Origin of the sequence: Teichococcus rhizosphaerae (assembly GCF_002631185.1) — a bacterium.
In the GTDB taxonomy this organism is placed as follows: Bacteria; Pseudomonadota; Alphaproteobacteria; order Acetobacterales; family Acetobacteraceae; genus Pseudoroseomonas; species Pseudoroseomonas rhizosphaerae.
Genome location: NZ_PDNU01000007.1, coordinates 81,517 through 93,363 on the forward strand (window position 1 = coordinate 81,517; position 11,847 = coordinate 93,363).

At 72.4% G+C, this 11,847-nt stretch carries 9 protein-coding genes and 1 tRNA gene; 5 read left to right on the plus strand and 5 right to left on the minus strand.

Annotation, left to right across the window (positions count from 1 at the left end; all coding sequences use genetic code 11):
* Positions 1–242: 242 nt before the first annotated feature.
* Both CR162_RS06670 and CR162_RS06675 read right to left on the minus strand, forming a co-directional pair.
* Positions 243–325: transfer RNA gene (locus tag CR162_RS06670), tRNA-Leu, on the minus strand.
* 53 nt (positions 326–378) lie between these two features.
* Positions 379–1,293, minus strand: coding sequence for an NAD(P)-dependent oxidoreductase (locus tag CR162_RS06675; RefSeq protein WP_099094757.1), 915 nt, complete (start codon positions 1,291–1,293; stop codon positions 379–381).
* 337 nt (positions 1,294–1,630) lie between these two features.
* Between CR162_RS06675 and CR162_RS06680 the strand changes: the two genes are divergently transcribed.
* Positions 1,631–2,311 carry an alpha/beta fold hydrolase gene (locus CR162_RS06680; protein WP_245870171.1) on the plus strand — a complete coding sequence of 227 codons (681 nt, stop codon included), beginning with the start codon at positions 1,631–1,633 and terminating at the stop codon, positions 2,309–2,311.
* Positions 2,312–2,376: 65 nt separating this feature from the next.
* Here CR162_RS06680 and CR162_RS06685 read toward each other — a convergent pair whose 3' ends face one another.
* Complete coding sequence (locus tag CR162_RS06685) at positions 2,377–2,850, minus strand: YbaK/EbsC family protein (RefSeq protein ID WP_099094758.1); 474 nt, start codon at positions 2,848–2,850, stop codon at positions 2,377–2,379.
* A 153-nt stretch (positions 2,851–3,003) separates the two neighbouring features.
* Between CR162_RS06685 and CR162_RS06690 the strand changes: the two genes are divergently transcribed.
* Complete coding sequence (locus CR162_RS06690) at positions 3,004–4,623, plus strand: FAD-dependent oxidoreductase (RefSeq protein ID WP_099094759.1); 1,620 nt, start codon at positions 3,004–3,006, stop codon at positions 4,621–4,623.
* A 33-nt stretch (positions 4,624–4,656) separates the two neighbouring features.
* Here the strand turns inward: CR162_RS06690 and CR162_RS06695 are convergent, their stop codons facing one another.
* Positions 4,657–6,279, minus strand: a complete 1,623-nt coding sequence (locus CR162_RS06695) for an ABC-F family ATP-binding cassette domain-containing protein (RefSeq protein WP_099094760.1) — start codon at positions 6,277–6,279, stop codon at positions 4,657–4,659.
* 218 nt (positions 6,280–6,497) lie between these two features.
* On the opposite strand from CR162_RS06695, the gene CR162_RS06700 reads away from it, so the two are divergent.
* Together CR162_RS06700 and CR162_RS06705 are read left to right on the plus strand one after the other, a co-directional pair.
* Positions 6,498–7,397 (plus strand): NAD(P)-dependent oxidoreductase, encoded by a 900-nt coding sequence (locus CR162_RS06700; RefSeq protein ID WP_099094761.1) that lies wholly within the window; start codon positions 6,498–6,500, stop codon positions 7,395–7,397.
* A 76-nt stretch (positions 7,398–7,473) separates the two neighbouring features.
* Positions 7,474–8,697, plus strand: a complete 1,224-nt coding sequence (locus CR162_RS06705; protein ID WP_099094762.1) for an ABC transporter substrate-binding protein — start codon at positions 7,474–7,476, stop codon at positions 8,695–8,697.
* Positions 8,698–8,749: 52 nt separating this feature from the next.
* Here CR162_RS06705 and CR162_RS06710 read toward each other — a convergent pair whose 3' ends face one another.
* Positions 8,750–9,808 carry a Bug family tripartite tricarboxylate transporter substrate binding protein gene (locus CR162_RS06710; protein WP_099094763.1) on the minus strand — a complete coding sequence of 353 codons (1,059 nt, stop codon included), beginning with the start codon at positions 9,806–9,808 and terminating at the stop codon, positions 8,750–8,752.
* A 227-nt stretch (positions 9,809–10,035) separates the two neighbouring features.
* On the opposite strand from CR162_RS06710, the gene CR162_RS06715 reads away from it, so the two are divergent.
* Entirely contained in the window at positions 10,036–11,250 is a 1,215-nt protein-coding gene (locus CR162_RS06715; RefSeq protein WP_176559751.1) for an MFS transporter, read from the plus strand.
* Positions 11,251–11,847 lie beyond the last annotated feature (597 nt).

Here is an 11,847-nt window from a genome sequence, read left to right on the forward strand (position 1 = left end):
ATCAGGGGTCTACCCATGTCCGAATTCCTCTTTGTCACTGTCGTTGCCGCCCTCGTCGGGGGTGGACTGTATGCCCGGTCCCTGATGGACCTGAACTGGCCCGCGGGCCTGCCGCGCATCAGCTCGGCGGAGTAAGCGGCCAACGCCACGCAGCGGCCCTCCCCCTCGGGACGGGCGCTGGTCCGGGCGGCGCGGCCCCGAGCCGCGCCCCCGAACTTTTTCCAGGGCTCGCCGGCAGCGGATGCGGGCGACGGGACTCGAACCCGTACATCCCTGAGGACGGAGGCTTTTAAGGCCTATGCGTCTACCATTCCGCCACGCCCGCGCCGCCGCGGCTTCCTGCCACAGCGGCGGAGTTGGCGAAAGACCTTCTTCCCCTCAGCCCGCCGCGATGCGGCGGCAATGGTTCAGCGAGGCCTCGATGAGGTTGTCGCTGGCTCCCGGCGTGCGGAAGGCCGAATGGGCGGACAGCGTCACGTTCGGCAGCGTGGTCAGCACATGCCCGGCAGGCAGCGGCTCGATGTTGAACACGTCGAGCGCCGCATGGGCGAGACGGCCCTCGCGCAGCGCCGCGACCATCGCCTCCTCGTCGACCACCGCGCCGCGCGCCGTGTTCACCAGGATGGCGGAGGGCTTCAGCTGCGCCAGCCGCGCGGCGGACAGGAAGCCGCGCGTCTCGTCGTTCAGCAGCAGGTGGACCGAGAGCACGTCGCTTTCCGCCAGCAGCCGGTCGAGTTCGACGAACTCCACGCCCTCGGCCGCCTTCGGGCTGCGGTTCCAGGCCAGCACCTTCATGCCGGCGCCGCGGCACAGCCGCGCCATCTCGGCGGCGATGCCGCCAAAGCCCAGCAGGCCCACCGTCTTGCCGGTCAGCTCCACGCCGTCGGTGCGCACCCAGTTGCCGGCGCGCATCTCGCGGTCCATGCGGGCGATACCCTTGGCGGCGATCCACATCAGGGTGAAGGCCATCTCCGCCACCGCCGTGTCGCCATAGCCCTTGATGATGTGGACCTCGATGCCGCACTCGGCCTGCAGCTCCTCCGGGTTCATGTAGCTGCGCGCGCCGGTGCCGAGGAACACCACATGCCTCAGCGACGGGATCTGCCTCGCGATGGCGGTGGGCAGCGCGGTGTGGTCGATGATGACGATCTCATGCCCCGCCACCAGGCCAGGCAGCTCGGCCGGCGTCACGTCGGGCTGGACGTTGACCGTCACGGGCATGTCGCCGTCGCGGCGCAGGCGCCGCATCACCTGGCCCAGGGCCTCACCGGCATCCACGAAAATGGCGCGCACGAACGTTCTCCTCTGCTCCGCGCGCATGGTAGCGGCCCCTGGAGGCGCGTCCAGGGTGGCGCGGCGCCGGCCAGGCGGGGCGGAGGATGGCGGGGCGGGTTCACCGCACCCCCGCGGCGTGCCAGCCTCGCCCGCCTGACGCAGGGGGAGAGCGCCATGTTCGCGCGGATTCGCGGCACCAGCATCTATTTCGACGTGGAGGGCATGGGCCTGGTGCCCGATGGCGCGGAGATGCGCGAGCGGCCCGTGGCCTTCATCCTGCATGGCGGCCCGGGCGGCGACCATACCGGCTTCAAGCCCGCCTTCTCGCCGCTCGCCGAGCGGATGCAGCTCGTCTATGTGGACCATCGCGGCCAGGGCCGCTCCGCCGGGCGACCCGGAAACCTACACGCTGGACCAGAATGTCGAGGACCTGGAGGCGCTGCGGCAGCATCTCGGCCTCGGCCCCGTCGTCTCCATCGGCACCAGCTATGGCGGCATGGTGTCCATGGCGCATGCGGCGCGCTATCCGGAGAGCGTCTCGCACCTGGTGCTGATCGTCACCGCCGCGCATTCGGGCTTCGTGCGGCGCGCGCAGGAGATCGTGGCCGAGCGCGGCACGCCGGAGCAGCAGGACATGTGCCAGCGCCTGTGGGACGGCACGCTGAACACCGAGGACGACCTCAAGCAATATTACGCCGTGATGGGCCCGCTCTATTCCCGCAGCCATGACGAGAAGGCGGCCGCCGCCGGGCGCGGCCGCACCCGGCACGAGCCGCTGGCGCTGAACCGGGCCTTCCGCCCGGGCGGCTTCCTGCGCGAGGGCTACGACCTGCGGCCGGAGCTTTCCCGCGTCACGGCCAAGACGCTGATCCTCGCCGGGCGGCATGACTGGATCTGCCCGCCCGAGTTCTCGGAGGAGATCCACCGGCTGATCCCGGGCTCCGACCTGCGGATCTTCGAGCGCAGCAGCCACTCCATCCGCGCCGACGAGCCGCAGGCCCTGCTCGACGCGATCAAGGGCTTCATCGTCTACTGAGCCGGGCCGGGTCGGAAGAAGGCGGGGCTGGAAGAAGGCGGGGCCGGAAGAAGGCGGGGCCGGCCCTACCCCGCCAGCAGCGGCGCCGTTCCCGCCCCCAGCGCGGCGATCAGCGCGGCGGGCGCGCAGGCCAGCTGCAGCCCGCGCCGGCCGCCATTCACCACGATCTCCGGATGCTCCAGGGCGCTGGCGTCGAACACCACGCGCAGCCGGCGCTTCTGGCCGAGCGGGCTGATGCCGCCCACCACATAGCCGGTGGCGCGCTCGGCGCGGGCGGGCTCGGCCATCTCGGCGCGCTTGGCGCCAAGCGCGGCGGCCAGCGCCTTCAGGCTCAGCCGCGCATCGGAGGGGATGGCGGCGCAGACCAGCTCGCCCGTCTCCAGCACCGCCACCAGCGTCTTGAACACGCAGGCCGGCGAAAGGCCGAGCGAGGCCGCGGCGTGCAGCCCGATCGCCTCGGCCAAGGGGTCGTAGTCGTATTCCAGCAGGCGGGCGCGCAACCCGGCGGCCTCGGCGGCGCGGGTGGCCTTCACGCTCATGGCGCATCTCCTCCCCCCGCCCCGGTCCGGCCGGGGGGCGCCCTCCTCCTCCGCCCGGCGCGGGCCGGCGTCAAGCAGGGCGGCCCGCCCGGCTGGCGCGCGGGCGCGTCCGGTGCCAAGAGACGTGCCGGGTCATGGGCGGTGGCGGGATTCATGGGCGAACACGCGACGGACGTGCTGGTGCTGGGCTCGGGATCGGCGGGGCTGGTGGCGGCGCTCACCGCCGCGCGGCGCGGCCTTTCCGTCACCGTGCTGGAAAAGACCGGGCGGCTGGGCGGCACCACGGCCATGTCCGGCGCCGGCACCTGGATCCCCGCCAGCCACCACGCCGCCGCCGCCGGCATCGGGGACAGCCCGGAGGAGGCGCTCGCCTATATCCGTGCGGCTGCACCCGAGGGCTGGGCGGAGACGGAGGAGCCGCTGTGGCGGGCCTTCGTCCAGGCCGCGCCGGAGATGCTGCGCTTCGTCGAGACGCACACGCCGCTGCGCTTCGCCCTGACGCCGGAGCCCGACCCGCTGCGCGCCCTGCCGGGCGCCAAGCCGCGCGGGCGGATGATGTCGCCCCTGCCGCTCAGCCGCTGGCGGGCGGGGCGCTTCGCCTTCCGCATCCGCCGCTCCACCATCCCCGAGATCTTCACCTACCACGAGGCGGTGACGACGGATCTCTACCACAAGCCCTACCGCACCGCGCTGGAGCTCTGGCCCCGGCTGCTCTGGCGGCTGCTGACCAACACGCGCGGCAAGGGCACGGCGCTGGTGACCGGCCTGCTGCGCGGCTGCCTGGATGCCGGGGTGCGGGTGGTGCTCGATGCCCGCGCCGTGGAGCTGACGCTGGACGGGATGGGCGCCGTGACCGGCGCGGCGGTGGAGCGGGGCGGCCGGCGGGAGATGTGGGCCGCGCGGGCGGGCGTGGTGATCGCCACCGGCGGCTTCGAATGGGATGCGGGGCTGATGGCGCGGCACTTCCCCGGCCCGCTCGACTATCGCGGCAGCCCCGGCGCGCATGAGGGGGACGGCCAGCGCATGGCCGGGGCCGCCGGCGCGGCGCTGGCGCGGATGGACCAGGCGACCATCACCCCTTCCGTGCCCGTGCGCTACGAGGGGCGCCTGCTGGCCCAGCCGGTGCCTTTCCACACCGAGCCCTATGCCATGCTGGTCAACCGCCACGGCGTCCGCTTCGTCAACGAGCTGACCTTCAACATCGGCGAGGTGCTGGACCGGCGCGACCCGGCGGATGGTGGGCCTCTCCACCTGCCGGCCTGGGTCATCACCGATGCGCGGATGCTGGAGGAAGTGCCGCCGGTGCGCTGGGCGGCCAGGGCCGATCCGGGCTGGCTGCGCCGGTCGGCAAGCATCGCCGGCCTCGCCGCGCAAATCGGCGTGCCGGCCGCGGCGCTGGAGGCGAGCGTCGCCCGCTTCAACGCCTTCGCCACGGAAGGGCGGGACGAGGATTTCGGCCGGCCGGCGCGGGCCGACGCCGCCTCGGCGGGCGACAAGCGGCGGCGGGCGGGCATCAGGCCCCTCACCCGCGCCCCCTTCCTGGCCATGCCGTTCAGCCGCTCCATCCTCGGCACCAAGGGCGGCGCGCGCACCAACGAGCATGCCGAGGTGCTGCGGCCGGATGGCAGCGTCATTCCCGGCCTGTTCGCAGCCGGCCTGGCCATGGCCAACCCCATCGGCACGCGCAATGTCGGCACCGGCACGACGATCGGGCCGAACATGACCTGGGGCTTCATCGCCGGCCAGCGCCTGGCGCGGCGCAACGCGGGCTGAGGGCCGGCGCCGGCGCCTGCGGCGCGGCCGGGCTCAGTGCCGCAGGCCGGGCGCCTCCTGCCCGGTGCGCGCCACGTATTCCGTGTAGCCGCCGCCATACTGGTGGACGCCCTCGGGCGTCAGCTCCAGCACGCGGTTGGACAGGGCGGCCAGGAAGTGCCGGTCATGCGAGACGAACAGCATGGTGCCCTCATACTGCGCGAGCGCCGCGATGAGCATCTCCTTGGTCGCCATGTCGAGATGGTTGGTGGGCTCGTCCAGCACCAGGAAGTTCGGCGGGTCGTAGAGCATGCGCGCCATCACCAGCCGCGCCTTCTCGCCGCCCGAGAGCACGCGGCACTTCTTCTCCACCTCGTCGCCCGAGAAGCCGAAGCAGCCGGCGAGCGACCGCAGCGAGCCCTGCGACGCCTGCGGGAAGGCGTCCTCCAGCGACTGGAACACGGTGCGGTCGCCATCCAGCAGCTCCATGGCGTGCTGCGCGAAATAGGCCATCCGCACGCTGCCGCCGAGCGCCACCGTGCCCTCGTCCGGCGCCGTCGCGCCGGCGACCAGCTTCAGCAGCGTGGACTTGCCGGCGCCGTTGGTGCCGAGCACGCAGCAGCGCTCGCGGCGGCGCACCAGGAAGTCCAGCCCCTCATAGATCACCTTGTTCCCGTAGCGCTTGTGCACGCCGCGGAGGTTGACGACGTCCTCGCCCGAGCGCGGCGCGGGCAGGAAGTCGAAGGCCACCGCCTGGCGGCGCTTCGGCGGCTCGACGCGCTCGATCTTGTCCAGCTTCTTGACGCGGCTCTGCACCTGCGCCGCGTGCGAGGCGCGCGCCTTGAAGCGCTCGATGAACTTGATCTCCTTGGCCAGCATCGCCTGCTGGCGCTCGAACTGCGCCTGCTGCTGGCGCTCGGCCATGGCGCGCTGCTGCTCGTAGAACTCGTAGTCGCCGGAATAGGAGGTCAGCGCGCCGCCATCGATCTCGATCACCTTGTTGACGATGCGGTTCATGAAGGCGCGGTCGTGCGAGGTCATCAGCAGCGCGCCCTCGTAGCCGGCCAGGAACCGCTCCAGCCAGATCAGGCTCTCGAGGTCGAGGTGGTTGCTCGGCTCGTCGAGCAGCATGACGTCGGGGCGCATCAGCAGGATGCGGGCCAGGGCCACGCGCATCTTCCAGCCGCCCGAAAGGGCGCCCACATCGCCATCCATCATGGCCTCGCTGAAGCTGAGGCCGGCCAGCACCTCGCGCGCCTGGCCTTCCAGCGCGTAGCCGCCCAGGCTCTCGAAGCGCGCCTGCACCTCGCCGAAGCGCTCGACATTGGCGTCCAGCGCGTCCATCTGCTCCGGGTCCGCGAGCGCCGCCTCCAGCGCCGCGAGCTCCGCGGCCACGGTGCTGACGTCGCCCGCGCCGTTCATCACCTCGGCCACGGCGCTGCGGCCGGACATCTCGCCCACATCCTGGCTGAAGAAGCCGATGCTGACGCCGCGCTCGACCAGCACCAGCCCCTCATCGGGCGGCTCCTGCCCGGTGATCATGCGGAACAGGGTGGTCTTGCCCGCGCCGTTGGGGCCGACGAGGCCGATCTTCTCGCCCTTCTGGAGCGCCGCCGAGGCCTCGATGAAAAGAAGCTGCCGGCCGTTCTGCTTGCTGATGTTGTCTAGGCGAATCATGGGTACCTGAAGGGGGGAGCGGTGCGGAAGGACCGGTTCGAAGGATCGGTTCGGACGCGCTTATGCCATGTCCGGCGCGGCCGGGCACCTTCCGGCCAATGGCGGGCCGCCCTCGTTCCGACAGCGCACCTTGTACGCCACCGCCGGCCGCAGGACAGTGCCAGGGCGACCCCGCGCCCGAATCGCGGGAGGAACGACAAACAGGGAAGGACAACGGCATGGATGTTGGCTTCATCGGGCTGGGCCGCATGGGGCGCCCCATGGCGTCGAACCTCTGCCGCAAGGGATTCCGGCTGACCGTCAACGACATCAACCCGGAGGCCGTGGCCGAGCTGGAGCTGCTGCAGGCGCGCGGGGCCGGGACGGTGGCCGAGGCGGCGGCGGCCGGGCAGGTGATCGTCACCATGCTGCCCAACTCCGCCATCGTGGAGCAGGTGGTGGGCGGCGCCGAGGGGGTGCTGGCCCATGCGAGGCCGGGCTCGGTCGTGCTGGACATGAGCACCATCGACCCCGAGACCACCGACCGGCTGGCGCGGCAGGCGGAGGCGCGCGGCATCGGCTTCGTGGACGCGCCGGTGGGGCGGCTGGCCAGCCACGCGGACCGGGGCGAGTCCCTGTTCATGGTGGGCGCGGCGCCGGAGCATTTCGAGACGGTGCGGCCGCTGCTGGAGGCGATGGGCAGCACCATCCACCATTGCGGCCCGGTGGGCAGCGGCACCCGCACCAAGCTGGTGAACAACTTCCTCGCCGTCGCCTCCTGCCAGATGAACGCCGAGGCGCTGGCGCTCTCGCAGCGCTTCGGGCTCACGCTGGAGACGACGCTGGAGGTGCTCTACGGCACCACGGCGGTGAACGGGCAGCTCAAGATCGCCTGGCCCACCAAGGTGCTGAAGGGCGACACCGACCCCGGCTTCACCATCGACCTCGCGCACAAGGACCTGACGCTGATCGTCGAGGCGGCCAACGCCGCGAAGGTGCCGATGCCGATGGCCGCCGCCGCGCGCGAGGCCTTCAGCACGGCGCGCGCGCGCGGCTTCGGCGGGCGCGACTTCTCGGCCATGGCCGACGCGCTGTGCGACGTCGCCGGCATCGAGAAGCCGCGGCTGCGGCAGGCGTAAGGCGCATTCCAGGGTCGGGGAACCGGCAGGCACCGTCGCGCAGATGACGGGCCGCACAACGAACGGGGAAACGTCCATGTCCACATCGCGTCGCGCATTGCTCCAGGCCAGCGCGGGCCTCGCGGCCGTCCTGGCCACGCCCGCCATCGCGCAGGCTCCCACCATCCGGATCGGCGTGCTGGCCGACTTCTCCGGCATCTACACCGATCTGCTGGGCCCGCCCGGCGTGGCCTGCGCACGGCAGGCCGTGGCCGAGATGGCGCCGCATCTCGGCGGCACGAATGTCGAGGTCGTCTTCGGCGACCACCAGAACAAGGCGGATATCGGCGCCAGCCTGGCGCGGCGCTGGTTCGACCAGCAGGGCGTCGACATGCTGATCGCCGGGCCGAACTCGGCGGTCGGCCTCGCCGTGGCCACCATCTCGCGCGACAAGGACAAGGCCTGCCTCGGCGTCGCGGTCACCGCCACCGAGTTCACCAACGCGCTCTGCACGCCCAACACCGTCAACTGGACCTATGACGGCTACATGCTGTCCAAGGCCGTGGCGGCCGAGACGGTGAAGGGCGGCGGCCGCAAATGGTACTTCATCGCCACCGACAACGCCTTCGGCCATTCGCTCCAGGCCGAGACCACCGCCTTCGTGCAGGAGGCGGGCGGCTCGGTGGTGGGCGGCTCGCGCGTGCCGCTGGGCACGGGGGACTTCTCCGCGACCCTGCTCGCCGCGCGCGGCAGCGGCGCGGAGGTGATCGGCCTCGCGCTCGGCGGCAACGACCTGCCCAACTGCATCAAGCAGGCGCAGGAATTCGGCATCACGCGCACGATGAAGATGGCCGCGCTGGTGATGTTCCTGAACGACATCCGCGCGGCGGGGCTGCAGACCATGCAGCAGCTCCTCTTCACCAACAGCTTCTACTGGGACACCAACGAGCGGACCCGCGCCTTCACCAGGCGCGTGCTGCCCGCCATGGGCGGCGCCTATCCCGGCATGGTGCATGCCGGCTGCTACGCCACAACGCTGCATTACCTGAAGGCCGTCGCCGCGCTCGGCGTGGCGCGGGCCAAGGAAAGCGGCGCCGCCGTGGTGGCGCAGATGAAGACGATGCCGACGGAGGACGACGCCTTCGGCGCAGGCTCGATCCGCGCCGATGGCCGGGCGGTGCTGCCGGCCTACCTGCTGCAGGTGAAGACGCCGGCGGAAAGCCGGGGCGAGTGGGATTACTGCAAGCTGGTCTCCACCATGGCGCCCGCGGACACGGTCAAGCCGGCGGCGCAGAGCGCCTGCCCGCTGCTGCGCGGCTGAGGGCGGGGCCGCGCCTCCTCCGCCCCAGCGGGGGAGGCGCGGCGGCAGGCGGTCATTCCAGCCGGATGTTGGCCTCGCGGATCAGCCCGCCCCAGCGCTCCGTGTCGGCGGCCAGCGCCTGCCGCAGCATGGCGGCGTCGCCATGCACGAGTTCGACGCCCTGCTCCGCGAGCCGCGCCCGGATGTCGGGGTCGCGCGTCGCGGCGCCCAGCGCCGCCGCGGCGCGCTCCACCACCGCGCCGGGCAGGCCCGCCGGGCCGAACAGGCCCTGCCAGAAGAACACCTCGAAGCCCGGCAGCGTCCGGCCGATCGGCGGCAGGCCGGGATGGTCGGGCAGCGGCGCGGCGGCCGTCACCGCCAGGCCGCGCGTCGCGCCGTCCCGCAGCGTCGCGCCCGCTTCCTGCGGCACCTGGAACATCGCGTGCACGCGGCCCTGCCGCAGGTCGAGCGCCGCTGGGGCGCCGCCGCGATACGGGACGTGCACGACATCGATCCCGGTGCGGGCCTTGAACAGCTCCAGGCAGAGATGGCTGACCGCCCCCGTGCCGGGCGAGGCGAAGAGCAGCCGGCCCGGATTGGCCTTCGCATAGGCGATCAGCTCCGCCACGTCGCGCGCCGGGATGGAGGGATGGACATGCAGGATGAACGGCGTGCGGAACACCATCCCGATCGGGTCCAGCTCCCGCGCCGGGTCGCGCGGCGTGAGGCCGGGCTGGAGCGTCTGGTTGATGGCCAGCGTCGTGGTCCCCATCACCAGCGTGTAGCCGTCCGGCCGGGCCCGCGCCGCCGCGGTGGCGGCGACCGAGGTGGCGCCGCCGGGGCGGTTCTCCACCACCACGGGCACGCCGAGCTCGCGCGTCATGCGCTCGGCCACGGCGCGGGAGGCGAGGTCGGTCACGCCGCCGGGCGGGTAGCCTTCGAGAATGGTGACGGCCCGCTCGGGCCAGGCCGGCGCGCCGCCCTGGAGGAGGGCGCCCTGGCCGGGCGCGCCCTGGGCGGATGCGCCTTGGGCGGATGCGCCTTGGGCGGATGCGCCTTGGGCATGCGCGGCGGGGGGCGCCAGGGCGAGGCCCGTGGCGAGGCCGGTGGCAAGGAACGCGCGACGCTTCATCCCGGATTTCCTCCGCTTGCTGCGAGGTGTGCCGGAATGAGTGCATCATTCCGGACCAGGAAAAAAGGCCCTTCGCGGGCCTCACGGCCAGGAGGGCGGTGGGCGCCGCCCTGCCGGGAACGGCCGCGCTCCCGGCATTGCCGTATGTGCCCCCGGTGCTATCACCGGAACCCGGGGCGCGGCGGCCGGAGCCACCGCAGCCGGGCAAGGAAGGGCGGATACGAACCTTGAGAGCACCCTTGTGGGCCAGCGCGCTCGCTGGAACCCTGCTGGTCCAGACCGTCAGCTCCTTCGCCAGCATCTCCGTCCCGATCATCGGCCCGCCGCTGATGGCGCAGGCAGGCCTGCCGCCGGAAAGCATCGGTCTCGTCTCCGCCATGTCCTCCGCGGGCATCTGCTGGTTCCTGGCCTGTGGCGGGCCGATGCTCGACCATCACGGCCCCGTCCGGACGCTGCAGATCGGGCTGCTCTGCACGGCGCTTGGGCTTGCCGTCCTGTCGGTGCCGCTCGGCGTGCTGGCGCTTGCCGGGGCGCTCGCCGTGGGCTTCGGCATCGGCCCCAACACGCCGGCGGGAAGCCAGATCCTGATCCGCTCGGCGCCGCCCGCGCACCGCACCCTGATCTTCTCCATCAAGCAGGCCGGGGTCCCCCTGGGCGGCGCGCTGGCCGGACTGGCCGTGGCGCCGCTGGTGGTGCGCCACGGCGTTCCGGCGACGCTGGCGGCCCTGATCGCGCTCCTGCTGGTGACCACCCTTCTCGTCCAGCCCTTTCGCCGGAGGCTGGACGGGGAGCGGGACGCGGCGGGCCATCCGGGATGGGGCCGCGCCCTGGTCCAGCCCGCCGCGATGATGCGCTGCGTCAGCGCCCTGCGCGCGCATCCCTCCCTGCCCATGCTGACGGCGATCGGCGCGTCCTTCTCCGTGCTGCAGGCCTGCCTGACGGCCTTCACCGCCACCTATGTGTTCACCCGCCACGGCGCCTCCCTGGCCGAGGCCGGGCAGGTCATGGCGGTGATGCAGGCGGCCAGCATGGTGGGGCGGATCGCCCTGGGCTGGCTGGCCGACCGCATGGGGCACGCCCTGCGCCATCTCGGCCTGCAGGCCATCGCCTCCGCCCTGGCGGTGGCGCTGCTGGTGGCGGCCGGGGGGCAGGGCGGCTGGGTGCTGCATGGCTGCGCCGCGCTGGTGGGCTTCACGGCCATCGGCTGGAACGGCGTGCACATGGCGGAGCTGGCGCGGGTGGCGCCGCTGCCACTGGTCAGCAGCGTCACCTCCGCCTCCAGCCTGTTCGGCTTCGTGGGCTCGATCTGCGGGCCGCTGCTGTTCACCCTTCTGGTGGGCTGGAGCGGCGGCTATGCGTTGGCCTTCCACCTCATGGCGGCCCAGCTGGCCTGCCTCGGCGCGGTCTGCCTTTTCCTGAAGGCGCCGCGCCAGGCGGGTTGAGCCTGCGCCCCTTCCCTGCGCCCCTTCCCCGTGCCGGCCTCGCCATGCCGCGTTCCGGGAGGGCCATCCTGTACGGAGAACCGATCCTCATGGAGACTTCCGCGCCAGCCTGGCGGCAAGGCCGGCCACCGGCGACAGGGCGGGTTCACGGCCTGCCTTCCGGCCTGCGGTGGGCTTCGGTCCACAGCGCTCATGGAAAGGGAAAGCGGTCACCGAACAGGCCTGAACGCCCAGGCAAGGTGGCCGGCGAACCGCAAGCCGACGTTCCGCTCCCCGGCCAAAGGCGAAATTCGGCTTCTTCCTCTTTGCTTCGAACCTCGGGGCTGAACGGACCGGTTCCCAGGGCGGGCGAGGAAAGGCGCCGTCTGCGGCTCCGGGCGCCGCTTACCCAAGGAGGGAGCGCGTTTGCAGGAAGGAATGGTGTGGCGGGGGTCGCGTCTCAGGGCGTGGTGTAGGATCTGACCGCTGGATCTGAGGCGGTCACCGCGGTGGTTCGGGTCGTGTCCCATCGCGTGGTGTAGGAGCGCGATGATCTTCGGCGGGGTGGGCTGCCCGGGCAGGGTGTCACGGCCGAGAGCCTGACGGGGGCATTATCGC